Source organism: Streptomyces sp. 12E (assembly GCF_055633275.1).
Genome location: NZ_JBVNCJ010000003.1, coordinates 83,948 through 107,803 on the forward strand (window position 1 = coordinate 83,948; position 23,856 = coordinate 107,803).

General features: G+C 71.6%; 23 protein-coding genes and 5 pseudogenes. 11 read left to right on the forward strand and 17 right to left on the reverse strand.

Annotation, left to right across the window (positions count from 1 at the left end):
* Positions 1-170: 170 nt before the first annotated feature.
* Positions 171-815 (reverse strand): SMI1/KNR4 family protein, encoded by a 645-nt coding sequence (locus ACZ8ZB_RS34975; protein ID WP_470741811.1) that lies wholly within the window; start codon positions 813-815, stop codon positions 171-173.
* 209 nt (positions 816-1,024) lie between these two features.
* Here ACZ8ZB_RS34975 and ACZ8ZB_RS34980 point away from each other — a divergent pair, with 209 nt between their 5' ends.
* Both ACZ8ZB_RS34980 and ACZ8ZB_RS34985 read left to right on the forward strand, forming a co-directional pair.
* Positions 1,025-1,300: a hypothetical protein gene (locus ACZ8ZB_RS34980; RefSeq protein WP_470741812.1), complete on the forward strand. Its 276-nt coding sequence runs from the start codon at positions 1,025-1,027 to the stop codon at positions 1,298-1,300.
* The gene (locus ACZ8ZB_RS34985) at positions 1,300-1,698 is read left to right on the forward strand and encodes a PIN domain-containing protein (RefSeq protein ID WP_470741813.1); all 399 of its coding nucleotides are present in this window, start codon (positions 1,300-1,302) and stop codon (positions 1,696-1,698) included. Before ACZ8ZB_RS34980 ends, ACZ8ZB_RS34985 begins: the two co-directional genes overlap by 1 nt.
* Positions 1,699-1,833: 135 nt before the next feature.
* Here ACZ8ZB_RS34985 and ACZ8ZB_RS34990 read toward each other — a convergent pair whose 3' ends face one another.
* The gene (locus tag ACZ8ZB_RS34990) at positions 1,834-2,394 is read right to left on the reverse strand and encodes a TetR/AcrR family transcriptional regulator (RefSeq protein ID WP_470741814.1); all 561 of its coding nucleotides are present in this window, start codon (positions 2,392-2,394) and stop codon (positions 1,834-1,836) included.
* A 153-nt stretch (positions 2,395-2,547) separates the two neighbouring features.
* Between ACZ8ZB_RS34990 and ACZ8ZB_RS34995 the strand changes: the two genes are divergently transcribed.
* A complete protein-coding gene (locus tag ACZ8ZB_RS34995) occupies positions 2,548-4,146 on the forward strand; it encodes a carboxylesterase/lipase family protein (protein WP_470741815.1) in 1,599 nt (532 codons plus the stop codon).
* 70 nt (positions 4,147-4,216) lie between these two features.
* A complete protein-coding gene (locus ACZ8ZB_RS35000) occupies positions 4,217-4,930 on the forward strand; it encodes a VOC family protein (RefSeq protein ID WP_470741816.1) in 714 nt (237 codons plus the stop codon).
* A 73-nt stretch (positions 4,931-5,003) separates the two neighbouring features.
* Here ACZ8ZB_RS35000 and ACZ8ZB_RS35005 read toward each other — a convergent pair whose 3' ends face one another.
* From ACZ8ZB_RS35005 to ACZ8ZB_RS35015, 3 genes are all read right to left on the reverse strand, one after another.
* Entirely contained in the window at positions 5,004-6,089 is a 1,086-nt protein-coding gene (locus ACZ8ZB_RS35005) for an alkene reductase (protein ID WP_470741817.1), read from the reverse strand.
* A gap of 248 nt (positions 6,090-6,337) precedes the next feature.
* A complete protein-coding gene (locus tag ACZ8ZB_RS35010; RefSeq protein WP_470741818.1) occupies positions 6,338-6,817 on the reverse strand; it encodes a MarR family winged helix-turn-helix transcriptional regulator in 480 nt (159 codons plus the stop codon).
* A gap of 34 nt (positions 6,818-6,851) precedes the next feature.
* On the reverse strand, positions 6,852-7,766 hold the full coding sequence (locus ACZ8ZB_RS35015) for an NADP-dependent oxidoreductase (protein WP_470741819.1): 915 nt from the start codon (positions 7,764-7,766) through the stop codon (positions 6,852-6,854).
* Between the two features lie 232 nt (positions 7,767-7,998).
* Here ACZ8ZB_RS35015 and ACZ8ZB_RS35020 point away from each other — a divergent pair.
* Positions 7,999-8,277 (forward strand): annotated as a pseudogene (locus ACZ8ZB_RS35020) (AraC family transcriptional regulator); the annotation flags it as partial.
* A gap of 108 nt (positions 8,278-8,385) precedes the next feature.
* Here the strand turns inward: ACZ8ZB_RS35020 and ACZ8ZB_RS35025 are convergent.
* Complete coding sequence (locus tag ACZ8ZB_RS35025; RefSeq protein ID WP_470741947.1) at positions 8,386-9,393, reverse strand: ArsR/SmtB family transcription factor; 1,008 nt, start codon at positions 9,391-9,393, stop codon at positions 8,386-8,388.
* A 60-nt stretch (positions 9,394-9,453) separates the two neighbouring features.
* Here ACZ8ZB_RS35025 and ACZ8ZB_RS35030 point away from each other — a divergent pair, with 60 nt between their 5' ends.
* Positions 9,454-10,632 carry an MFS transporter gene (locus tag ACZ8ZB_RS35030; RefSeq protein WP_470741820.1) on the forward strand — a complete coding sequence of 393 codons (1,179 nt, stop codon included), beginning with the start codon at positions 9,454-9,456 and terminating at the stop codon, positions 10,630-10,632.
* A gap of 258 nt (positions 10,633-10,890) precedes the next feature.
* Here ACZ8ZB_RS35030 and ACZ8ZB_RS35035 read toward each other — a convergent pair.
* The 5 genes and pseudogenes from ACZ8ZB_RS35035 to ACZ8ZB_RS35055 all read right to left on the reverse strand — a co-directional run.
* A pseudogene (locus ACZ8ZB_RS35035) lies at positions 10,891-11,064 on the reverse strand (DUF4259 domain-containing protein); the annotation flags it as partial.
* A gap of 161 nt (positions 11,065-11,225) precedes the next feature.
* Positions 11,226-11,732: a GNAT family N-acetyltransferase gene (locus ACZ8ZB_RS35040; RefSeq protein ID WP_470741821.1), complete on the reverse strand. Its 507-nt coding sequence runs from the start codon at positions 11,730-11,732 to the stop codon at positions 11,226-11,228.
* Entirely contained in the window at positions 11,729-12,145 is a 417-nt protein-coding gene (locus tag ACZ8ZB_RS35045; protein WP_470741822.1) for an arsenate reductase ArsC, read from the reverse strand. The genes ACZ8ZB_RS35040 and ACZ8ZB_RS35045 overlap by 4 nt, the downstream gene beginning before the upstream one ends.
* Positions 12,138-13,037, reverse strand: a complete 900-nt coding sequence (locus ACZ8ZB_RS35050) for an arsenic resistance protein (protein ID WP_470741823.1) — start codon at positions 13,035-13,037, stop codon at positions 12,138-12,140. The genes ACZ8ZB_RS35045 and ACZ8ZB_RS35050 overlap by 8 nt, the downstream gene beginning before the upstream one ends.
* A complete protein-coding gene (locus tag ACZ8ZB_RS35055; protein WP_470741824.1) occupies positions 13,034-13,438 on the reverse strand; it encodes an ArsR/SmtB family transcription factor in 405 nt (134 codons plus the stop codon). Before ACZ8ZB_RS35055 ends, ACZ8ZB_RS35050 begins: the two co-directional genes overlap by 4 nt.
* An 80-nt stretch (positions 13,439-13,518) precedes the next feature.
* Here ACZ8ZB_RS35055 and ACZ8ZB_RS35060 point away from each other — a divergent pair.
* Both ACZ8ZB_RS35060 and ACZ8ZB_RS35065 read left to right on the forward strand, forming a co-directional pair.
* Positions 13,519-13,926, forward strand: a pseudogene (locus ACZ8ZB_RS35060) (ArsI/CadI family heavy metal resistance metalloenzyme); the annotation flags it as partial.
* Positions 13,854-14,435 (forward strand): Tn3 family transposase, encoded by a 582-nt coding sequence (locus tag ACZ8ZB_RS35065; protein ID WP_470741825.1) that lies wholly within the window; start codon positions 13,854-13,856, stop codon positions 14,433-14,435. The pseudogene ACZ8ZB_RS35060 and the gene ACZ8ZB_RS35065, both read left to right, overlap by 73 nt.
* Positions 14,436-14,605: 170 nt before the next feature.
* Here the strand turns inward: ACZ8ZB_RS35065 and ACZ8ZB_RS35070 are convergent, their stop codons facing one another.
* Positions 14,606-15,802, reverse strand: a complete 1,197-nt coding sequence (locus ACZ8ZB_RS35070) for a macrolide family glycosyltransferase (protein WP_470741826.1) — start codon at positions 15,800-15,802, stop codon at positions 14,606-14,608.
* Positions 15,803-15,860: 58 nt separating this feature from the next.
* Complete coding sequence (locus tag ACZ8ZB_RS35075; RefSeq protein ID WP_470741827.1) at positions 15,861-16,514, reverse strand: CatB-related O-acetyltransferase; 654 nt, start codon at positions 16,512-16,514, stop codon at positions 15,861-15,863.
* A 99-nt stretch (positions 16,515-16,613) separates the two neighbouring features.
* On the opposite strand from ACZ8ZB_RS35075, the gene ACZ8ZB_RS35080 reads away from it, so the two are divergent.
* From ACZ8ZB_RS35080 to ACZ8ZB_RS35090, 3 genes and pseudogenes are all read left to right on the forward strand, one after another.
* Entirely contained in the window at positions 16,614-17,240 is a 627-nt protein-coding gene (locus ACZ8ZB_RS35080) for a TetR/AcrR family transcriptional regulator (RefSeq protein ID WP_470741828.1), read from the forward strand.
* A gap of 103 nt (positions 17,241-17,343) precedes the next feature.
* Positions 17,344-18,695: pseudogene (locus ACZ8ZB_RS35085) on the forward strand (amidase).
* A 138-nt stretch (positions 18,696-18,833) separates the two neighbouring features.
* Positions 18,834-19,070, forward strand: coding sequence for a sigma factor-like helix-turn-helix DNA-binding protein (locus tag ACZ8ZB_RS35090; RefSeq protein WP_470741829.1), 237 nt, complete (start codon positions 18,834-18,836; stop codon positions 19,068-19,070).
* Positions 19,071-19,207: 137 nt separating this feature from the next.
* On the opposite strand, the gene thrS is transcribed toward ACZ8ZB_RS35090, so the two are convergent.
* The 4 genes and pseudogenes from thrS to ACZ8ZB_RS35110 form a co-directional block, all read right to left on the reverse strand.
* Positions 19,208-20,434 carry a threonine--tRNA ligase gene (thrS, locus tag ACZ8ZB_RS35095; RefSeq protein ID WP_470741948.1) on the reverse strand — a complete coding sequence of 409 codons (1,227 nt, stop codon included), beginning with the start codon at positions 20,432-20,434 and terminating at the stop codon, positions 19,208-19,210.
* Positions 20,435-20,640: 206 nt separating this feature from the next.
* A pseudogene (locus ACZ8ZB_RS35100) lies at positions 20,641-20,856 on the reverse strand (DUF4158 domain-containing protein); the annotation flags it as partial.
* Positions 20,857-21,086: 230 nt separating this feature from the next.
* Positions 21,087-21,965, reverse strand: coding sequence for a hypothetical protein (locus tag ACZ8ZB_RS35105; RefSeq protein WP_470741830.1), 879 nt, complete (start codon positions 21,963-21,965; stop codon positions 21,087-21,089).
* A gap of 764 nt (positions 21,966-22,729) precedes the next feature.
* On the reverse strand, positions 22,730-23,815 hold the full coding sequence (locus tag ACZ8ZB_RS35110; protein ID WP_470741831.1) for an alkene reductase: 1,086 nt from the start codon (positions 23,813-23,815) through the stop codon (positions 22,730-22,732).
* Positions 23,816-23,856: the final 41 nt, after the last annotated feature.

Sequence of the window (23,856 nt, forward strand, 5' to 3'; positions counted from 1 at the left end):
ACGGCGGCACGCACATGGACTTCTACGACGTGCCCCGGTACGTCGACCGGGTCCTCGCCGAGGCCGTCCCGTTCTTCGGTGAGAACCTCGTCCAGTCGTCCAGCTGGGCGGGTGGACGTCCGGACAGCGGGCCTGCCGCTTTCCCGGGCTCGCGGAGGAAGGGGAGGACCTCAAGAACGGATGACCTCCCATTCGATGCAGGTCCTGCCCGAGGAGTGCTCGAAGGTGGCCGGCCGGTAGTACAGGAACGGGGTGCCCGATTCCAGAGCGTCCGTCAGGGCGCGGACGAACTCGGTCAGGCTCGAGCCCCAGAGGGCGCCCTCCAGATCGCCGGAACCGATGCCCATCTCGTACACGTGCCCGTACGTGGGGCCGGGCCGGTGGTCGACGAACGCGACGCCTCCGTCGTTGGGCAGCGCGAACGGCACACAGAGATGCAGGTGGCCGGCGAGGTCCTCCTCGTCCCACAGTTCGGCCTCGGTGTTGTACTCGCCGACGCCCACGAGGATGTCGTGCATCGACGCGATCTCGGAGGTCGAGCTGAGCCGGTGACCCAGCGGCAGGATGTCGCCGGCCGGGAAGACTCCCGGCCCGGGTCCGCTGCTCGGCTCCGGCCCGGCGACACCGTTGCGCCGCTCCAGCAGTCTTCTGAGCTCAGGATGCAGGGCGAAGCCCAGCCGCTTCTCCAGCTCGGCGATCTCGGCAGCCGTGGCCGGCGGTCGAAGCGCGGCGTGGTCCGCCGGTGAACGGGCGGCCAGCCACGACTCGAACCGGGTCCATGCCCGGTCGAACAGGACGACGTTCGTCGGTGTCATGGGCAGACGATAGACGGCGGCTCCGACAGGACCGGCCGCCCGGCCGCCGGTCTCACGGCTGGTGCGGTCGTCCGGACTGCCGGAGACGGCCTGCCGCACGACCGGGTGACGTCCGGGCCGGCTCGCCTCCCCGCACGCCGGCCCCTCGCATCCGCGCACGAGCGTTCACGCCTCTACTCCCGGTAGAGGACCGCGGTACAGTCGAGGGCATGGCAGCGGACGAGACGAGCATCAAGGTGAGTGTGGCGGCGCGCGACCGGCTGGCCCGGCTGGCGGCCGAACACGGCACGACCATCCGCGCCCTGGTCGAGGACCTCGCACAGGGCACCCCGACCCAGGCCGAGTACGCCGAGCGTGCCGAGCTGGCCCGTGCCGAGCTCGCCTCCGCCCTCGGCGCCGCGCCGGGGCCCGAGGCCGAGGCGAAGGCGCGGGCGCTGCTGGAGCGCCTGGGCGGGGCGCGGCACGCCCCGCGGGCAGCCGCGTAGTGGGGGCGATCCCGGTCGTCCTGGACCACACGACCGCCGCGGCGCTGTACGACCCGAAGGACCCGTTCAACGAGGCGGTCGCGGCGTTCTACGTGCAGGCCTCGGGCGGGCTGGGAACGCTGTACGCGCCGGTGCTGTCGCTGACGGCCGGCGACGCCGAGCGGCCCGGACTCCTCGGCTACGTCAAGGGACTGCGGTTCATCCGCATCGAGGCCTTCGACACCGACGCCGCGGTCACCGCCACCGAGCTGCTGCGCTTCGGGCACTCCTGGGCCGCCGTCCACGCCATCCACGCCGCCCGGCCCTCTCCCGCCCACCCCACCGGGCGCTTCCTGCTCACCCTGACGCCCAAGGCGTACGCGGGGACCGGGGTCCAGGCCGTCCACCCCGACCAGTAGCCGCACGCCCGCAGGAGCGGACGGGCGGCGCCTCCCGGCCCGGCCCAAGGGCGCGGGGCGGTACTGTCCGCAGCGGACGCGGGCCCGCCGCCCGCACGGCCGGGCCGGACGCCTTCGCGGCGCCGGGGCCTTGCCTCACTCCTCCTCGGGCAGGTGGGCGGCCAGCGCGCGCAGACCCGCCAGCACCTCGTCGGCGGTGGGCGCGGACTCGGGGTCGGTGAGGTGCTGGATCATCAGGCCGCTGACGAGGGCGAGCTGCACCGAGCCGAGGGTGCGGACCGTCGTCTCGGGGAGGTCGGTCTCGGCGGTTCCGGTGACCTCCCGCGCCATGCCGCTGCGTCCTTGCCGCAGTCCCGCGGCCATCTGCTCCCGCAGTTCAGGGTCGCGCTGTGCGCGCAGGACGGTCTCCAGGTTGGCGGTCCAGAAGGTCTTGTCGGCCGAGAACGCCTCGATCAGGCGACGCCACAGAGCGCCGAGGTCGGTGTCGCCCTCCGCCGGCCCGAAGGCCTGGCCCCCCGAGTCGAGCGCCTCGAAGAGCGCCTGGTTGAGCAGCGCCTCCTTCGAGCCGAAGTGGTAGCCGATCGCCGCCATGCTGACGCCTGCCGCCGAGGCGAGGTCGCGGACCGTCGTGCGCTCGTAGCCCTTCGCGAAGAGGCACTGCCTGGCGGCCTCCAGCAGCTTCTCCCGGTTTCCCATGACGCGAACCCTAGCAACACCTGCATGTTTGTGTCAGGCAGATGCCTCACGCATACGTCTCATACGCTCGTCTTGGGCAAACTTATTGCGCATTTGCCCAAATCCTGGCTACCGTTCCGGGCGTCGAAGACCACGCCGATCCCGGGAGCCCGGATGATCCCCATGAAGTCCCGCATCACCGTCCTCGCCGCAGCCGTCGTCTCCGCCGCGCTCGCCGCCACGGCGACCACGGCCGGCCCCGCGGCCGCGCGTCCCGGCGCCCAGGACCTCCCCACCCGGGTGACGACCGCCGAGGGTCCGGTCCAGGGCACGGCCACCGGCGCGGTGCGCACCTTCCAGGGCATCCCCTACGCGGCCCCGCCGACCGGGGAACGCCGGTGGAAGGAGCCGCAGCCGGTGCACCCCTGGTCGTCGCCGCTGGACGCCCGGGCCCCGAGGAGCGCCTGCGCGCAGCCGACCGACCAGCCCATCTCGATCGAGGGCGGCGGCAGCGAGGACTGCCTCCACCTGAACGTCACGACCCCGGCCGGGCGGACGACGGGACGGTTACCGGTCATCGTCTGGATCCACGGCGGCAGCTTCACCTACGGCGACGGCGCCACCTACCGCGCGGCCCGGCTCGCCGCCGCGCGGCAGGGCGCGATGGTCGTGACGGTCAACTACCGGCTCGGCGCCTTCGGCTTCCTCACCGCACCCGGCCTGCGCGCACCGGCCAACCTCGGCCTCCTCGACCAGCAGGCCGCGCTGGAATGGGTCAACCGCAACGCCGGCGCCTTCGGCGGCGACCCCGGCAATGTCACGATCATGGGGCAGTCGGGCGGCGGCTACAGCGTCTGCGCCCAGCTGGTCTCGCCCGGAGCCCGCGGGCTCTTCGACAAGGCGATCGTGCAGAGCGCGGGCTGCGTCGGACCGGACGGCTCGTTCACCCGCGCGCAGGCGGAGACCAACGGCCTCGCCGTCGCCCGGGCCGCGGGCTGCCGCGACCCGCGCACCACCGAATCCTGCCTGCGGCGCAGGTCCACCGCCGAACTCGTCGAGGCGTCCGCCTCCGGACACGACGGCTACCGGCCCGTGGTGGACGGCGAGGTGCTGCCCGAAGCCCCGGCACGGGCGATCGCCGCCGGACGGTTCGCCCGGGTACCGGTGCTGCACGGTTCCACCCACGACGAGATGAGCGCGCTGGCCGGGCTCGACGAGGTCAGGACCGGGACACCGCTGACCGCCGAGGGGTACGCCGAGGAGATCACCGAGCGGTTCGGGAAGGACGCCCCCGCGGTCCTGGCCGAGTACCCGGCCGCGGACCACCCGGCGCCCGGGGCGGCGCTGTCGGCCGTGCTGACCGACTCGCAGTGGTCGACCGCGGCGCTCGACACCCAGCGCGCGCTGGCCCGCCACACCTCCGTGCACGCCTACGACTTCGCCGAGGCCGAGACCCCGTACTTCAAGAACGTGCCGCGGCCGAAGAGCTTCCCGCTCGGCACCGGCCACATGACCGACCTGGCCTACCTGTTCGACAACGACCTGTTCGAGCCGCTCGACACCGCGCAGGCCGGGCTGTCGGACACGGTGACCGCCTACTGGAGCCGGTTCGCGAGCACCGGGCGGATGAACGGGCACGGCACGCCCGCGTGGAAGCGGTTCACCGCCCGCAGCCCGTACGTGCAGCGGCTCGCGTCCGGCCGCATCGGATACACCGACTTCGCGGCCGACCACCACTACGCCTTCTGGAAGGCGCTCGCCTGCTCACGGTGAGGCGCAAGGCGGTCGGCTGCCGGCGGAGTCCACGGCGAGCTGATACCCAGTACTCGAGAACAAGGAGGACATGATGACCGCCCTCGGCTCGCTGAACGAGTTCTGCTGGATGGACCTGAAAACCCGCGACCCTTCCGGCACCGCCGCCTCCTTGTCGGAGGCACTGGGCTGGTGCTTCGCAGTGGATGAGGAGGACTGGCGCCAGGCCACCAGGATAACCGTCGGCGGGTACCCGATCGGTGGCGTCAGCGACCTCGCGAACCCGCTCTACCCGCCGGACACGCCCGCCCATGTCGCCTACTACCTGGCCGTCGACGACGTCGACCGCCGCGCCGAAGCCGCGACCGCGAACGGCGCGCGTCTTGTCGTGGCTCCCTTCGACGCGGGCGATCAGGGCCGTACGGCGACGCTGATCGACCCGGTGGGTGCGGCCTTCTCCCTGTGGCAGCCCCATGGGTTCACCGGGTGGAGGTTCCCGCCCCGTCTCGCAGGCGCCCCGCACCACATGGTCCTGGCCTGCGACCGGCCGGACCGGGCCCGGGACTTCTACCAGCAGGTGACAGGCGCTCCTCCGAAGGCTGCCGCGTTCGTCTCGGCGCGCGAACCCGTCGCCGCTCCGCGGTGGGAACTCTCCGTCGGGGTCGACGATCCGGACGGCGTCATCTCCCGCGTGCGGGCCGGTGGCCGGACTCCCGCCACCTGGAGCTGGGAGACCGATCACTCCGTCGGGAGACTGCACAGCCCGGAGGGACTGTCATTCAGGGTTCACGCTCTGGGGCGGTGACGTCGGCACGAACCGCGGTGCCGTCGGACCGCGCCGCGCCGGCGGCCGGCCGGTGCGGGAGTCCTTCTCGCGGTCACGCCTCGCCCCGCAGGGGCGGGTAGTCGGTGTAGCCGTGGTGGTCGCCGCCGTAGAAGGTGGCGGGGTCCGGCGTGTTGTACGGGCCCCGGGCGGCCAGGCGGGCGGGCAGGTCGGGGTTGGCGAGGAACAGCGCTCCGTAGGCGATCATGTCCGCGGTGCCGTCCTGGACGAGGGTGAGCGCGTCCGGGCCGGTGGGCTCGGGGTGGGTGAGCGGGTTGAGGACGAACGTGGCGGGCCAGGTCTTGCGCAGGCGTGCGGTCAGTGTCCGGTCGGCGCCCTCGATCATGTGCAGGTAGGCGAGGTCCAGCTCGCCGAGTTCGGTGACCAGGGTGGTGTAGGTGTGCTCCACGTCCGCCGCGTCCGTCTCGGCGATGTCGTTGTAGGGGTTCCCGGGGGAGATGCGGAAGCCGGTGCGGTGGCCGCCGATCGCTTCCGCGACGGCGGCGGCCACGTCCAGGGCGAAGCGGACCCGGCCGGCGACGTCACCGCCCCAGCCGTCGGTGCGCCGGTTGGTGTTGGGGGCGAGGAACTGGTGGACCAGGTAGCCGTTCGCGCCGTGGATCTCCACCCCGTCGAAGCCGGCGGCGATCGCATGGCGTGCCGCGTCGGCGAAGTCGGCGACGGTGCGGGCGATGGCGTCGGCGTCCAGTTCCTGTGGGGTGACGAAGTCCATCGGCCCCTGGCGGGTGAACACCTGGCCCTTCGCGGCGACGGGCGAAGGCGCGACGGGGTGCAGGCCGTCGGGAAGCAGGCTGGGATGGCCGATGCGGCCGGCGTGCATCAACTGCGCGAAGACCACTCCGCCCTCGCGGTGGACGGCATCGGTGACCCTGCGCCAGGCGGCCACCTGCTCCGGTGAGTGCAGGCCCGGCGTGTCGAGGTATCCCTGGCCGACCGGCGAGGGCTGTATCCCCTCGGTGACGATGAGGCCGGCACTCGCGCGCTGGCTGTAGTAGGTGGCCATCAGATCGGTCGCGGTGGCTCCCGGCCCGTAGGCCCGGCTGCGGGTCATCGGCGCCATCACGATGCGGTTGGCCAGCGACCGGCCGGCCACGTCGATCGGGGTGAATGCGTCCGTCATGGGAATCTCCCTGCTGTCACGAAGGATGGAAGAGAAGGGGAGCCGGCTGAGGCGCGGCCGCCCGGCGTGCCGACGTGCGTGTGCGTGCGTTCCTCGGCCGGCGCGGTGGCGCGCCGCTCCTGCGCGGCGTCGAGGGGCCGCGGGAGGGTTCTTGTCGCCCGGGCGGCGAGACCCCCCCCGGGGCGCCCTCGCTCCGTGCGGGGCGGCGGGCGGTTTTCCCGGCGAGCGGGCCGCCTGCCCGTGCCCGGTTACTCGGCAGGCGCCTGCCGGTTGTGGTCCCTGACCGACTTCTCGATGGTGCGCGCACACGCGGTGAACATCTCGACCTGCTCAGGGGTCAGATCGCGTACGGAGATCCGCTCCAGGGTGCGCCACATGTCGGCGATGGGTTCCCGCAGGGCGCGGCCGGCATCGGTGAGGTGGACCACCATGACCCGCCGGTCGTGGGCGGCGGGCTCCCGGGTGAGCAGTCCGGCCTCCTGCATGCGGCGCAGTGACTTGGAGACGGTGGAGTGGTCGAGGCCGACGCGCTCCAGCAGTTCCGCCTGTGTCCGGCCGTCGCGGTCGAAGAGCTGCATCAGCAGCAGTTCCTGCCCCGGGTGGAGGTTCAGGGCGCGCAGCATGGCGGCGGCGTGGCCGCGGTGGGCGCGGGCGAGCTGGAAGAGGGCGTAGCTCAGCCGTCCGTCGCGCGCCGCGTCCGGCAGCTCCGATGAAGTGGTGTCGGACATTGCTGCTCCTTCGTCACAAGAGTGGGGTGACCGGTCAGTCGATGGTCAGGACGATCTTGCCTCGGTTGTGGCCGGCGTCGCTGGCCCGCTGCGCCTCGGCGGCTTCCGCCAGCGGGTAGGTGGCGCTGATCGTGGTCACCAGGGTGCCGTCGGCGGCCTGCTGGGCCAGTTCGGCCAGCCGCGCGGCGGAGCGGCGCTGCGGGCCCTCGGCGAAGACGACGCCGAGTTCGCGGGCGCGGAAGTCGGCGGTGGTGACGATCCGGTCGGTACCGCCGCGCAGGGTGATGGAGTCCTCCAGCGCGCCCTTGCCCGCGGCGTCGAGGACGGCGTCCACCCCGTTGGGGGCGATGTCGCGGACCCGCTGGACCAGGTCGTCCCCGTAGACCAGCGCGGTCGCGCCGAGCGAGGTGACGTACTCCTGGTTGGCCGGCCCGGCGGTGCCGATGACGCGGGCGCCGCGGGCGACGGCGAGCTGGACGGCGACGGTGCCGAGCGCGCCGGACGCTCCGTGGATCAGCAGCGTCTCACCCGAGGCGACGCCGAGCAGGTCCAGCACGCGTTCGGCGCCGTCGCTCGCCACGGGCAGAGCGGCGGCGTGCGTCCAGTCCAGACCGGCCGGCCTGGGCGCGAGGACGGCCGCGGACGCCAGGGCGTACTGGGCGTAGGAGCCGGTATCGGACCAGCCCAGGACCTCGTCCCCCACCTTCAGGCGGTCGACGTCCTCGCCGACGGCGTCGACCACCCCGGCGATCTCCCCGCCGGGCACGGCGGGCAGCGTGGTGGGGAAGACGGCCTCCATGACGCCGGAGCGGATCTTGCCGTCCACCGGGTTGACGCCGACGGCCCGTATCCGCACACGGACCTGACCGGGGCCGGGCCGAGGAACGTCGATCTCCGCTTCGTGCAGGACCTCGGTGCCGCCGAACTCGTCGAAAACAATGGCCTTCATGACTGGGGTCTCCTCGAGCGGGATGCCGTGCCGACCACTATCTGTGGCCAGCCACATAAAAGTAGCACCGATTGCGTGGCTAGCCAAGTAATTGCTTCGGGCGGCCCCGGACACCGACCGCCCGCGGCGCGACCAGGGGTGCCGGTGAGAACCGCGTCACCAGCCGCAGACGGCGGCGACCAGTCCTCGGACGGTGATCTTCCTGGGCCGGGCGGCTCGTACACTGACGAAGATGGAGGACCACACGGCCACCGGGGTCGGTGCACGTCCGGCGCCCGTCCTGCGGCAGTACGTCGACTCGTATGTCGGCTTCGACCTCCGCGGGCTCCCGACGGGGGTGCACTGCGGCCCGCCGGGCCGCGCGCTCACTGCGGTGATCAGCCTGTCGGATCCTTTGGAGGTGGCGGCGGGCGTTGACGACGGGTCACCGGTCACCCGATTCGGCAGCGTGGCCGGCGGCCTGATGCGCCGGTCCGTCGCGATCCACCACGACGGACGCCAGCAAGGTGTTAACGACTGCCGGAGGTTCCGCTGCCACGGAAGTCCAGGTCGACGTCTCCCTGTGCCTCGCAGGGGCTCGGCGCCGGTTTTCGTTCCGATGGTCCTCGAGCCCCGAGGATCACTCCGCGGCGGCCGTGGCAGAAGGCCCTGACCGGCCGTGCCGGACCGCTTCGACCAGCACGTCGCCCGCCTCGCTGCGGTAGTAGAGCACCGACCGCCCCGCGCGCCGCCGCCGGACCAGTCCCGCCTCCAGCAGCACCTTCAGGTGCCGCCCCACCGAGCCCAGCGCCAGTCCGGTCAGGGCCACCAACTGGGTGGTGCTCATCGGGGTGCCCAGGAGGGCGAGGGCCTGGGCCCGCCCCGGACCGAGCAGGGCGCGCAGCGCCTGGGACGCCGGACGGTCCTCCTCCCCGGTCAGCACGCCCGAGCAGGGATACACCACGGCATACCGGTGAGGCTCGTCCCAGGTCACCCAGCCACGGCGGGAGGTGACGGGGACGAACAGGAGCTGCGCACCGCGGATGTCGCGGGGCGGGTTGTCGTGGGCGTTGATCTGCAGCCGGCCCTCGCCCAGCCAGCGGGTGCGGGGGCGCAGGCCGTCGAGGGCCGTGGCCCAGCCGCCGTCGCTCAACTGCCGGGTACGGGCGACGACGTCGGCCTCCAGGACGCGACGGCGCCGCTCCCAGTCAGGAAACACCGTCCGGGTCCACACCCACTCCAGCAGGGCGGCCGAGCGTTCGGGGAGGTCGTCGCGGCACAGCGCCTCGGGGAGGGAGCCGCCGCCCAGCGCGGTCGTCAGGTCGGCGCGGGCGGCCGCGGGCGGGACGGCCCGGACGCGGTGCAGTTCCTCGTCGATGTGCGGGGTTCCCTCGCCCACCGGGGCGGGGATGAGGAAGTCGGCGATCCAGCTGTACCGGAACCCGGCCCGCACCACGGCCGCCGCGACCGGGTCCCGGGCCAACTGCTCGCGATAGGCCGGAAGATGGGCCGCCAGCCACTTCTGCTGCACCGGGTGGGAGGCCACGGCCTCCTCCAGGTCGATCAGGGCGGCAACCGTCTCGGCCAAGGGCGAGATCACGAACCGGCTGCGCGCCAGGGTGTCCGCATCGAGCAACCACAGTCCCATCGTTTCGCCTCCGTGCGAAACATTAACGCCGCCGCGGCGGCCCCTCGGACACTCCCCGTCATGCGCACCTACCGAGAACTGTTCCGCACCCCGGAGTTCACACCGCTCTTCGCCGCCAGCGCCCTGTCGGTGGCCGCTTCCACGGTGAGCGGGCTGGCCCTGGGCACCCTGGTCCACTCCGCCACCGGGTCCCCGCTGCTCTCCGCCCTCGCCATGTTCGGGCCCTCCCTCGCCCAGGTGGCCGGCGCGGCCACGCTGCTGTCGGCCGCCGACCGGCTCCGCCCGCGCGCCGCCATGACCGGCCTCACCCTGGCCTTCGCGGTGGCCGCCGGCGTCCAGGCCGTCCCCGGGCTGCCGATGTGGGCCGTCTTCGCAGTCCTGGCGGCCGAAGGCCTGATCGCCTCCGTGGGCGGCGGGATCCGCTTCGGCCTGCTCAACGAAATCCTCACCAAGGACGGCTATCTGCTCGGCCGTTCGATGCTCAACATGGCCGTCGGCACCCTGCAGATCTGCGGCTACGCCCTCGGCGGCGTCCTCGTCGCCCTGCTCTCGCCGGGTGGCGCGCTGCTCACCGGCGCGCTGCTGTACGTGGCCGCCGCGGCCGTCACCCGCTTCGGCCTCACCGACCGCCCGCCCCGTGCCACCGGCCGCCCGTCGGCCGCCGCCACCTGGCGCGTCAACGCCCGTCTGTGGTCGTCGGCGCCCCGCCGCTGCGTCTACCTGGCGCTGTGGGTGCCGAACGGGCTCATCGTGGGCTGCGAGTCCCTGTACGTCTCCTACGCCCCCGAGTACGCGGGGCTGCTCTTCGCCTGCGCCGCCCTCGGCATGCTCGTCGGCGACACGCTCGCCGGACGCTTCCTCCCGCTGCGGTGGCGTGAACGCCTCGGCGCCCCGCTGCGGCTGCTGCTCGCCGTCCCTTACCTGCTGTTCTTCCTGGAACCGGGACTCCTCGTCGCGCTGACCGCCGTCACCCTGGCCTCCGTCGGCTTCGCGGCGAGCCTCCTGCTCCAGGAACGCCTGATGCGGCTGACCCCCGACGAGCTGAGCGGCCAGGCCCTCGGCCTGCACTCCTCCGGCATGCTCGTCCTGCAGGGCGTCGGCGCCCTCCTCGCCGGCACCATCGCCGAACTCACCACGCCCGCGGTGGCGATGACGGTCATGGCCGTCGCTTCCGTCACCGTCACCCTGGCGCTCGCTCCGGGACTGCGGGGGCGTGTGCCGGCCATGGCGACCGCGTGAGCCGTGGGGGGCGCGTCCGCCGGACAGCGCCGTGCTCGGGAACCGGGACCGGTGTGGCCGGGACACGCTCGGCCGAACGGGCCGCCGGGACCGCCGGCCCGCCCGCACCAGGCTCAGGGGGGCTTTGTCCACGAGAACCGGTTCTGGCTCGCTTTCCGTGCTGAGTGACGCTCCGTCACGGCTGGACATCGAAGAGAGCAATGGAAGGGGTGGCGGGGCAAGCACTGCGCGAAGGCGCGTCAGTATGGCTCGCCACTGCTTCCAGTCCTCCGGGTCGACCCAGTTTGAGGCCGGCCCGTCCTCGTCGCCGACGATGCGGGCGAGGGCTTCGTCGGCGAGTGCCCGTAGGTCGGAAGGGAACACGGGCATCGGTGTTTCCGGACCGTGGGACATGTCGACGGGTTCGCCTCCCGGGCATTGCGCCGCGATCAAGGCGGCGGCGGCAGTGGGTCAGAACCGTCTCGCACAACACGCGGGTTTTGAGAGGGGTTCCGCCAACGGCGTCCTGCGGATTCGTGAGCGGTTCCGGGGTGTTCGCAGAACTCTCGCAACTGTCCGTTTTTGAGCATGACCACCCGTGGTGGCCGTCATGCTCAGTTCACGCCCGGGCTGCGGCGCTCGACGAGGACGACGTCGCGCCATGTGCCGTGGTGGCGGCCGATGCGTTCGCGGGTGCCGATGACGCGGAACCCGGCGCGCTGGTGCAGGGCGAGGCTGGCGGTGTTCTCCGGGAAGATGCCGGACTGCACCGTCCAGATGCCGGCGGCGTCGGTGGAGGCGAGCAGTGCTTCCAGCAGTGTGAGGCCGATCCCGCGGCCGCGGGCGTCGGGGTGGACGTAGACGGAGTGCTCGACGACGCCGGCGTACGCGCACCGGTCGGAGACCGGCACCACGGCGGCCCAGCCCAGCACCCGGTCGCCGTCGAGGGCGACCACGCGGTGGGCGGGCAGCTTGGCCTTGTCGAACGCCTGCCAGGTCGGGGCGGTGGTCTCGAAGGTGGCGTTGCCCTCGTCGATACCCAGCTGGTGGATCGCCAGGGCCTGCTCGGCGTGCTCCGGCCGCAACGGTGCGATGCGCACGCCGGTCTCAGCGGCCCTCACGCCGCGGGCTCGATGCCGAGTTCGACGAGCAGGCCGCGGATGCGGTACTCGATCTCGTCGCGGATCGGCCGGACGGCCGCGACGCCCTGTCCGGCCGGATCGTCGAGCTGCCAGTCCAGGTACCGCTTGCCGGGGAAGTAGGGGCAGGCGTCACCGCATCCCATGGTGATCACGACGTCGGATGCCTGCACCGCCTCGGTGGTGAGGACTTTCGGGGCCTCGGCCGAGATGTCGATGCCCGACTCCCGCATCGCCTCGACCACGGCCGGGTTCACCGTGCTCGCGGGGGCGGACCCGGCCGAGCGGGCCTGGACCCGGTCTGCGCCGAGGTGCGTGAGGAAGGCCGCGGCCATCTGGGAGCGGCCTGCGTTGTGGACGCACACGAACAGCACGGACGGCTTGGTCTCAGACACGGGCGGAACCTTCCGGAGAGACGACCGGCCCGGCCGCCGGGGCGGTCTGGGGGAAGAAGCGGCGGGCGGCGAGGGCGACGTAGACGAGGCCGATGAGGACGGGGACCTCGATGAGGGGGCCGACGACTCCGGCCAGGGCTTGGCCGGAGGTGGCGCCGAAGGTGGCGATGGCGACCGCGATGGCCAGCTCGAAGTTGTTGCCCGCAGCCGTGAACGCCAGCGTGGCCGCCTTCGGGTAGTCCAGCCCGACCGCGCGGCCTGCGGCCATGGAACCGGCCCACATGACGGCGAAGTACATCAGCAGCGGCAGTGCGATCCGGGCGACGTCGAGCGCGGTCTGCTCCAGGCCGAGCCAGCCGGGGAGCACGGAGAGGTAGAACCAGCCCAGCAGGCTGAACGCGAGCACCTGGAAGACGGAGTTCAGGGCGACCAGGACGGCGGCGGCCTCGCGGTCGCCGCAGGCGAGGTCGTTCCAGATGATGACCATCGCGATGCAGCGGGCGAGGCCGACGATGATCAGGCCCGTGCGGTACTCGGGCAGGTCCGGCAGGAAGATCCAGGCCAGGGCGAACATCAGGGCCGGGCCGACGACCCAGTTCAGGACCAGGGACGGGATCAACAGGCGCCGGTCGCGGGTGACGGTCTCCAGGCGGTCGTAGCGGACCTTGGCGAGCACCGGGTACATCATCACGAGCAGGCCGAGCGCGATCGGCAGCGAGACGCCGGTGACGGTGACCTTCGCGAGGGCGTCCCCGAGGCCGGGTACGAGGCGGCCCAGGCCGAGGCCGGCCGCCATCGCGGTCACAATCCACACGGCGAGGAAGCGGTCCAGGAACGACAGCCGCCCGGCGACCGGCCCTGCGGGCGCCGCGGCTGCGGCTTGCGCCCTCACGACGCTGCCCCGGCCGCCGGCGCGGTTTCCGCCGTGACCTGTCCGGCGGACCGGGTGAGAATCGCCGCGAGACGGTCGGTCATCTGCGGCAACAACCGGTAGTACACCCACGTCCCGCGCCGCTCGGAGTCGATGAGACCGGCCTGCTTCAGCAGTTTGAGGTGATGGGAGATCGTCGGCTGGGACACCTCGAAGGCCGGGGTGAGGTCGCAGACGCAGACCTCCCCGCCCGCACGGGAGGCGATCATCGACAGCAGGCGCAGCCGGACCGGGTCGCCCAGGGCCTTGAACACCTTCGCCAGCGCCTCGGCCTGGTCCTCGTCCAGCGGGGCGGTCAGCAGAGCGGGGCAGCAGCCCTCGACGCCGTCCTGCCCGAGCAGCACAAGCTCTTGTTTCGGCATGCTTCTATGTTGACGTTTTTCAATTCAAGGCGCAAGGTTGAATCGACAGGCATCGATACAACCGATCCGGGGAGACCGCCATGTCCCGTGCCCAGCTCGCGCTCAACGTTGCCGACCTCGAAGCGGCGGTGACCTTCTACTCCAAGCTCTTCGGCGTCGAACCCGCCAAGCGCCGCCCCGGCTACGCCAACTTCGCGATCACGGCCCCGCCGCTCAAGCTCGTCCTCATCGAGGGCGAACCGGGCCAGGAAACCCGCCTGGACCACCTCGGCGTCGAGGTGGAGACCACCGAGGAGGTCACCGCCGCCACCGACCGCCTCAAGGAGGCGGGGCTCGCCACGTTCGAAGAGAACGACACCTCCTGCTGCTACGCCCTCCAGGACAAGGTCTGGGTGACCGGCCCCGGCAAGGAACCGTGGGAGGTCTACGTCGTCAGGGCCGACGCCGACCAGCTGGGCAAGAGCCCCGTCGCCGGCGGGGATGCCTGCAGGTCCTGCGCCGCTTCACGCGCGGCGGGCCCAAGCACCCCACCTATCAGGCGATCGAGGAACTCGGGCGGGCGGTGCGGACGGCTTTCGTTTGCGACTACCTCGCCGACGTCGAGCTGCGGCAGGAGATCCACGAGGGCTTGCAGGTCGTGGAGAACTGGAACAGCGCGAACAAGGACCTCTTCTACGGCAAGGACGGCGACCTCGCCGGGCAGGACAAGGAGTCCCAGGAGGTGTCCATGCTCGCCCCCCACCTGCTCCAGTCCGCCCTGGCCCACGTCAACACGCTGCTGATGCATCAGGTCCTCGCCGACCCGCAGTGGGCCGACACGCTCACCGATGCAGACCGGCGGGCGCTGTCGCCGCTGTTCTGGACGCACGTGAACCCGTACGGCAGGTTCGAGCTGGACATGAACAGCCGCCTCGACCTGGGCCTGGAGTTGCCCCCAGCAGCGACGGTGCCCCGCCCGCGCGCTCCCGAGGGCCAGGGCGCCACGACATCCACCTGACCAGAGCCGGGCGCACGGTGGAGGCATGGCCGGGCGGGTGCGCCGCTGCGCGTACATCGTCTGGATCCACTCCGCCGCCCCGCCCTTGACGGTGATCTTCCCGCGCTCGTCCTGCGGGTGCAGATCCTCGGATGAGGACGGCGCCGGCCGGGGAAGGGAAGCGGCCGTGCTCAGAGCGCGGGGCCCTCGGCGGCGGCCAGCATGTTCTCGATAAGGTCAGCAGCGCGCCGGGTGCCGCCCTCGGCTCGGGCGGCGGCCTGCAACTGCTTGGACCGGTCGACGCGTTCCGGATCCGTGACCAGGTCGTTCAGCGCCGCGCGAAGGGTCTCGGCGGTGGCGTCAGCGGTGTCCACACGGCGGGCGACGCCGAGTTCCACGAGCCGGTCGGCGTTCATGAACTGCTCGGCTCCCTGCGGCACGGCGATCATGGGAACGCCGGCGAGGAGCCCTTCGCTGCAGCCGCCCATGCCGGCGTGGGTGACGAAGGCGTCGGCCTGTTCCAGGATCGCCCGCTGCGGGACCCAGGAGTGCACCTCGACGTTGGACGGGATGGTGCCGAGTTCCTCGGGGTCGGTGTACTTGCCGATCTGGAGTACGACGTGCCAGCCGGGCAGGTCGCCGAAGGCCGCGATGCACTGACGGTAGAACGCGGGCTGGCGTGTGTACGCGGAGCCGAGCGAGATCAGCAGCACGTTGTCCGCGGCCGCCGGGCGGGTCCAGCCGCCCGTGTCCGCTCGGGTGTCGAAGCAGGGGCCGACGAAGGTCACCGTGTCGGTGTCGACTCGATCGGCGTGCGGCTGCATCGCTCTCGGGATCAGGGCGAGGGCCCGGGCGGGCGGACCGGAGAAGGTGTCCACGTTCGTGGTGGTCGCACCGCAGTCGGCGAGCCACCGTGCGAACCTGTCCCGGTACGCGTCGGCGCCCGGCAGTTTCCGCAGATGCGCCGCGACGTCCTCCTGGTAGCCGTCCCAGCCGACGAACGTCGGGGACAGCTGCACGAGGGGACGGCCCTGCGCTTCGGCGAGGGCACGCGCGGCATAAGCGCCGATGTCATAGAGGTACAGGTCGGCCGGATCGTCGTCGTAGGCGGCGCGCAGTTGCGGGAGCACCTGGACGGCGTCGTCGAGGAAGAGGCTCGCCGCGGCGATGGGATCGGCAGGCCAGTCGTTGTCCGCGACGGGCAACGTGGAGGTGCAGGGCACCAGCTCCGCGCCGGCGGACTCGATCCGGTCGGCCACGAACGGGTCGTTGGCGTAGGTGACCCGGTGCCCGCGGGCCACCAGCTCACGGATGAGAGCGAGGCTGGGCAGGACATGACTGACGATGGGGACGCCGACCATCGCGATATGGGCGCGGCGACGGGACATGGGCGATCACTCGTTTCTGGCGCGGGACGGGTGCGGGCGGTGTGGCGAGGACGCGACGTCAGGGCTGGTCGATCTGCGCGGCGACCTCCTCCAGGTCGGCGACGGTCCCCGACATGATCGTCCGTACATGCCTGGTGATGGACTGCACGGGCCAGTCCCACCACGCCACGGCGAGGAGCCGGGCGATGTCCGCAGCGTCATAGCGGGTGCGGATGAGCCGGGCCGGGTTGCCGCCGACGATGCCGTAGTCGGGGACGTCGCCGGTGACCACGGCGCCGGCGGCGATGATCGCGCCGTGGCCGATCCGTACGCCGGGCATGACTGTGGCGCCGTGCCCGAACCACACGTCGTTGCCGACGACCGTGTCGCCCCGGCCGGGCAGGTCGGTGATCAGGTCGAAGTGCTCCGCCCAAGAGCCCCCCATCGTGGGGAACGGGAAGGTGGAAGGACCGTCCATGCGGTGGTTGGCGCCGTTCATGAGGAACCGGATGCCCGTCCCCAGCGCGCAGTACTTGCCGATGACAAGCCGCTCGGGACCGTAGTGGTAGAGAACGTTGCGCGTCTCGAACGCGGTCGGGTCGTCCGGATCGTCGTAGTAGGAGAAGTCACCGACCTCGATCAACGGCGACTTCACCAGCGGCTTGAGCAGAACCACGCGCGGGTGCTCGGGCATCGGGTGGAGCACGGTGGGGTCAGCGGGAACGGGCGGCATCGCGGAGGCGGTTCCTCTCTAGCGGACCTGGAGCGACAACTGTCGCGTTAAGATGCTGGCACAGCCCTGCCGCCTTGATCAACCGGATACTGATTGCCGATGACAGACCCACTGGACACGACGTCGGACCGCCGTCCGGGCGGTCGCACCGCCCGCATCCGCGCCCAGGTTCTCGATGCGGTACGCACCGAACTCGCTGAAGGCGGTCACGAAGGACTCACGATGGAGGGTGTCGCGACGCGGGCCGGAGTGCACCGCGCCACGGTCTACCGGCGTTGGCGCGATGTCGGCGGCCTACTCGTCGACGTCATCGACGCCGCCGGCGAGATCGACTGGCAGCCGCCGGACACCGGCTCCCTGCGCGGCGATCTGACGGCCCTCAACCAGGAGATCCAGGAATCCCTGGTCGTACAACCGTCGCTCGCCGTCGCCCTGATGGCCGCCTCGTTCCACTCCGAACAGGCTGCGCGGGCCCAGACTCAGTTGTGGACGGACCGGTACGCCCAGTGCGAGATCCTCGTCGAGCGCGCCATCGAGCGCGGTGAACTCCCCGCACAGCACACAGACGCGCGGAGCCTGTTGATCGCCGCCACGGCGCCGCTCTACCACCAGCTGGTGCTCCTGCGTGCCGATCCGGACCCGCAACTCCCGGAACGGGCCGCGGAGGCGGCAGTCCTGGCGGCTGCCGCGGGCGCCTTCTCCGTCCGTCGGGAAGAGAGCGTGTGATCGAGGAGACAGGGAACGAACGCAAGCGCAATCAAGAGCGCCACAAGACCTGGATCACGGTCCAGTAGCCGCCGCCCAGGCGGAGGCGGTCCGAGGCGGAGAGATGTCGGCCCTGGAACTGGTCGACAGTCACTTGGAACGCATTGCCGAGGTCAACCCGCAGCTCAACGCGGTCACGCAGTTGATGGCCGAGCGAGCCCGTAAGGCGGCGGCGCAGACGGACCGGCGGCGGGCAGCGGGCGAAGAACTCGGACCGCTGGCCGGCGTGCCGTTCACGGTGAAGGAGACCACCGCTGTCGGGGGCGTGCCGACCACACTCGGAACGGCACGTTTCCGCGATCTGGTGGCTCCGGCCGACGCACCCCCTGTGGCCCGGCTCCGTGCGGCGGGAGCCATACCGATCGGCCACAGCAACATGCCCACTCTCGTCGTGGCCGGGATGCACACCCGCAGCGAGCTGTTCGGCGACACCGTCAACCCGTGGAACCGGAGCCGGGCCCCGGGCGGCAGCAGCGGCGGTGACGGAGTGGCCGTCGCCACCGGCATGGCCGCACTCGGACTCGGCAACGATTCCGGCGGATCAGTACGGATCCCAGCCTCGTTCTGCGGCGTGACGGGGCTGAAGCCGACCACCGAGTCCTCGGCCCGGACGACCCGGGACCGGCCTCACAGATGCTGGTCACCGACGGACCCCTGGCCCGTACGGTCGCCGACCTGCGGCTGGCGTACGAGGTGCTGGCCGGGACCGACCCTCGGGATCCGCGGGCCGTACCCGTGCCCCTCTACGGCGAACCGCTGCCGGGGCCGGTCAAGGTCGCGGTCGTCGCCGACCCCGGCGGCCACGGCGTCCACCCCGCGGTCCGCGGGGCCGTCACAGCGGCAGCGGACGCGTTGCGCGACGCAGGGTACGACGTACGGGAGACGGCGGACGTTCCGCGGCTGGACGAGGCACTCGAGGCATACGGCCGGATCACCCTGACCGAATTCGCGCCGGCCTGGCCGGTGGTGCGGAAACTGCTCGGCGAAGGCGGAGACCGCTACATCCAGATGGCCATGGAGAAGACTCCGCCTGCGAACGCGGCAGAGCTCACGAAGCTGATGGGGACCTGGCTGGGCATCCGCCGCTCCTGGGCAGAGTTCCTCGACGAGTACCCGCTGCTGCTCGGCCCGGTGTTCACCGGGCCGCCCGTCGTGCCGGGACTGGAGTCACGCGATGAAGCGGGGCGGGAACGGGTCGCCCAGGGCATGCGCCTGTGCACGGTGACCAGCTTCGTGGGCGTACCCGCGGTCGCCGTACCGACCGGACTCGGCGACGGACTGCCATCCGGCGTACAGATCATCGGGCGCGCGTTCCGGGAAGACCTGTGCCTGGCCGCTGCCCAGGAGATCGAGGACCGCCTCGGCGTGCTCACGCCGATCAATGCTCGCCCCGAATCCCCGGCTGTCGCGCGGTAGGCGGAGCTACCACAGAGGGCAAGGAGACGGTCAGAGGTCAACGAGCGGCGCGGAGGAGGCAGCATCCGTGCCGCGCCGTTCGCTGGCCCCTCCCCGGTCGAAGTGTCGGCACACGACCGTCTGCCGACACTCGGCGTAGTGATCACGAACCCGCAGGTGGGCAGTGTCGACAACTCGCGCCGGAAATCAACGTCGGTGAACGATCCGCTCGATGGATTCCGACACATGCTCATCGGCTACTACGACGAGCGGGAGAAGACCGTGCAGCAGATCGCCGACATGTTCGGCGTGCCCCGGTCCACGGTGCACGGCCACCTCGACAAAACCAAGACCGTCCCCCGCCAACCCAGGAAGACCACGGCCGCGAAGCCCTGACCGCTCCCGACTGGTTACTTGTCACCTGGTTCGCTGCTCGTTAACGGCACCCCTGCTTCAAGCCCTCGCCCGACGCCATCGCGGAGATCACCGGTCTCCTCGCGCCGGGCGACAGCAGGCGCTGATCGCGACGCCTGTCATGAGGCGGGGCCGGCCCACAGGTCGGTGCTGTGGGCCCCGACGAGAGCGCTGATGCGGGTGAGTGCGTCACTGACCGGCTGCGGGTCGAGTCGGCGTCCGTCACGCAAGCGCAGTGCGACCTGATCGTCAGCGGCCTCCTTGGCGCCGATGACGGCTTGGTAGGGAACCAGGCGGGCCTCTCGGATTCGGGCGCCGAGGCTGCCGCGGTCCGGTCCCGCGATCTGGGCGCGCAGTCCGAGGCGGGTGCAGCGTCGGGCGAGGGCTGCGGCGTTCGGCAGTTCGGTGTCGGAGACGGGGAGAATGACCAGCTGAGTGGGGGCGAGCCAGGCGGGGAAGGCGCCGCCGTGCTGTTCGATGAGATGGGCGACGGCTCGTTCCACGCTGCCGATGATGCTGCGGTGGACCATGACCGGGCGGTGTCTGGCGCCGTCCGCGCCGATGTAGCGCAGGTCGAACTGCTCGGGCTGGTGGAAGTCGACCTGGACGGTGGACAGGGTGGACTCCCGGCCGGCGCCGTCGGTGACCTGGACGTCGATCTTGGGGCCGTAGAACGCGGCCTCTCCCTCGGCTGCCTCGTAGGGCAGGCCGGAGCGGTCGAGGACGTCGGTCAGCAGTGCGGTGGTGCGCTCCCACTTCTCGGGTGCGGCAACGTACTTGCCACCGGGACCTGGGAGGGAGAGCCGGTAGCGGGTAGGGGTGATGCCGAGCGCCTCGTACGCCTGGCCGATCATCTCCAGCGCCGCCTGCGCCTCCTCGGCGACCTGGTCCAGGGTGCAGAAGATGTGCGCGTCGTTGAGCTGGATGGCCCGCACCCGGGTCAGCCCACCGAGCACGCCCGAGAGTTCGGAGCGGTACATGCCGCCCAGTTCGGCCATCCGCAGGGGCAGCTCGCGGTAGCTGTGGGAGCGGGAGCGGTAGATCACCGCGTGATGGGGGCACAGGCTCGGCCGCAGGACGACCTGCTCCCCGCCGAGGTCCATCGGGGGGAACATGTCGTCGCTGTAGTGCGCCCAGTGCCCCGAGATCTCATACAGCTCCCGCTTGCCGAGGACCGGTGAGTACACGTGCTGGTAGCCCGCCCGGCGCTCGGCGGCACGGATGTACTCCTCCAGGGTGTGCCTCACGGCCGCGCCGTCGGGCAGCCAGTACGGCAGGCCGGCGCCGATCAGCGGATCGGTGTCGAACAGGCCCAGTTCACGGCCGAGCTTGCGGTGGTCGTGCACGGTGGTCATCGCGGTCTCCCTGCTGGTTGCGGAGCAAGTGACCGGACCTACGACGAAGCCCCGGGGCACTTGCCCCGGGGCTTCGGATCAGCTCATCTGTCAGCGCGCCGGGACACTCTCCGGCGTCGTCGTCATAGCGGCGCGCTTCATGTCGCAGACGTTAGCAGGACGCAGCGACGTCCACACGGTCATTCATCGTCAGGGTTGATGTGCCGCGGGTCCGGCATGAACCGGCCCAAGCAGCGCACGCTCGTCAGCTGGACCGCGAACCCGAGACGGTTGTGCGAACGCCGTTTGGCCTGCACTTTCCCCAGATCCGAGTCATCCAGGAAGAAGTACCGCTCCGACTGCGCACGTGACGGCGCTCCGTTGAACGCCGCGTACCGGGCTGCCTGTTGATCCGACAGGAACTCGACCGGCACCAGGTCCTCCGAGGATCGACGGCACCGACCCGCGAAGGCTGCGCCGTACGATCAGCCGTCGACGACCCGGCCGGAGCGGCCCGGTACGGCGTCCGTCGGGTCGCCGCCCTCATCCCGATGGTCCGCGACGGCCTCCCGGCCGACAGGGTCGGGTCTGGCGGTCCGCGGAGTCAGGGCCTCGGCAGCGAGGTGTTTCGAGCCGCTGCCGGGCAGCCGGGGCGAGGCCGGGGTCAGTCGGCGAAGGGGGAGGGGGAGTGGGCGACGACGTCGGGCAGGAGGGTGGGGGCGATGTCCTGGAGGTCGGGGTGGGTGGCTGCGACGTCGCGCAGCAGGCGGGGGAAGGTGACGCGGTCCAGGGCGCGTCCGGTGCGGGAGAGGAGCAGGGGGCCTGTGGTCTCGGTGGAGTGGGGGGCTTTGTGGGTGCGTACGGGCAGGTATTCGTCCAGTGCCCACACCACGGGGCGGGGGACGGGCTGGAGGCGGGTGACGGCGGAGGCGCTGTTGTTCTTGGCGGGGAGGCGCCAGGTGGGTCCGGCGGCGTTGTCGCGCTGGATGTGCTGGAGGATCACGGCGATGGACTGGCCGGGGCGCAGGCCTGCGAGGGTCATGTAGACGGCGAGCCGGGCGCGTTCGGCGTGGGGGCCGCGGTAGCGGTCGGCGGCGGTGCGCAGGGCGTCGGTCTGGAGGCGGGTGAGGGTTTCGCGTTCGGCGGGTGGGGTGGGTCCGGCCAGTGCGCGGCGTGGGGGGAGGTTCCAGCGGGCGGCTCCGAGGTCTTCGGTGCAGTGGGCGTAGAAGGAGCGGACGGCGGAGACGGCGCGGCCGCGGGAGGCGGCGGCCATGGGGCTGCCGTCGAGGTTGGTGAGCCGGGCGGCCCAGTCCTGGATGTGGGCGGGTGTGAAGTGCCAGACGTGGCGGCCGATGTAGGTGAACCAGTCCTGGTGCCATCCGGGTGGGGCGTCGAGGCCGGCGAGCAGCAGTCCGTAGCGGTAGCGGGTGTCGTCGTCCCAGGCTCGTCCGCGGACCTCCTGGCCGTCGGGCCGCAGGTAGCTGCCGGAGAGCCATCCGTGCAGGATCGTGTACGGGTCGGGGGCTTCGGTGGGGAAGGTCATTGCGCCACTCCGGGAACTCGCGCGGTGCGGGGTGGCGGGACCGGCGGGGGCGGCCCCGCCACCCAGGACTATGAATTTTACGGAACAGACCTCTACCTTCACCAGTGGCTACGGGTCGGCTGAGCACCGTGGGAAACGCGCGGGACGGCGCCGCGCCCCGCGCCGCCCTCTCGTGGGGCTGGGGAGCCTGGTCTGTTCCGTAAAGTTCAACCGCTTCGGTCACTACGGACGGGAGGACACCCTGATAACGACGCTCACCCCGTTCCGATGTCGTGGGCGGCACCCGCCGCGACGGACCGGAGATCGTCCGGGTCGGCCACATTGTGCAGGGCGGTGATGGTCCTGGGAATCGTCGAGGGGATCCTGGCCCAGTACCGCTCCCCCTCGGCGCACCCCAGGCATCCACCGACTGACCGTCCCGCACCCGCGTGCCCGGTACCTCCGTGCTGCACATCGCCTCCCGGCGCACCTGCGGTGTCCTCCGGATCCACGCCGACCTGCGCCGGCTCGGCGAGCGCAGGGGTGTCAGCCGGCAGTGGTACCGGGCTTGCCGTCCCGTGGCCTTCGTCCGGCCGGCCGGCCGGACGAAGGCCACGTCGTACTCCCACGGGATGTCGCGTTCGTCCATCCCGAGGACGAGGCTCGGGAAGCGGTCGAACAGTGCCCGACAGGCGACGCGGAGGAACAGCTGCAGTGCGTTCTCCCGCACCGCCGGACGTCCGGCGGTGCGGGATGCGGGAGCAGCTGCGCGCATCCCAGGTGGATCAGAGGTCGGCGCCCTGCGCCAGATGCGGGTAGTCGGTGTAGCCACGGTGGTCGCCGCCGTAGAAGGTGGTGCTGTCGGGCCGGTTGAGCGGGGCTCCGGTCTGCCAGCGCTGTACCAGGTCGGGGTTGGCGATGAAGGCGCGCCCGACCGCGACGAGGTCGGCCTGTCCGGTGGTGACCAGTTCCTGTGCGGCGGTGAGGTCGGTGACGGGGTCCCAGCCGTTGCTGACGATGTGGGAACCGCCGAAGCGTTCCGCGAGGTCGGTGAGGAGCGGGGAGGCGGGGTCGCCGATGGTGTGCAGGTAGGCCAGGCCCATCCCGGACAGCGCGTCGACGAGGGTGCGGTATGTGGCCGCGGTGAGGTGGGGGTCGGTCTCCAGCGCGCCGTGGAGGTTGATGGCGGGGGAGATGCGGATGCCGACGCGTTCGCTGCCGATGGCGTCGCTGACGGCCTGTGCCACCTCGATGACGAAGCGGGCACGGCCCTGGGGGGAACCGCCGTAGTGGTCGGTGCGCTGGTTGGTGGAGGGGGCGAGGAATTGGTGCAGGAGGTAGCCGTTGGCGCTGTGCAGTTCGATGCCGTCCAGGCCGGCGTCGGTGGCGGCGCGGGCGGCGCGGGCGAATTCGTCGATGACCTTAGGGATCTCGCCGGTGGTCAGAGCGCGCGGGACGGGGTGGGGCCGGGGGCCGGCGGCGGTGAACATCGTGCCGGGTGCGGCGATGGCGCTGGGCGCGACGGTTTCGGCCTGGTGCTTGTTGTCGGGGTGGGAGATGCGGCCGGCGTGCATGAGCTGGGCCACGATGCGGCCGCCTGCCTGGTGCACGCCGGCGGCGACGGTCCGCCAGGCTTCGATCTGTTCGGGGGTGTGCAGGCCGGGCGAGTTCATGTAGCCCTGTCCGACCGCGCTGGGCTGTACCCCTTCGGTCACGATCAGTCCGGCGGTGGCCCGCTGGGTGTAGTAGGTCGCCATGAGGCTGGTGGGGACGCCGTCGGGGGTGGCCCGGTTGCGGGTCATGGGGGCCATGACGATGCGGTTGTTCAGCTTCCACTTGCCCACCGTGGCGGGTGCGAAGAGGTCGGTCATGAAGGTGACTCCTGAAGTGCGGTTGCGCGGTCGTGCGGTGT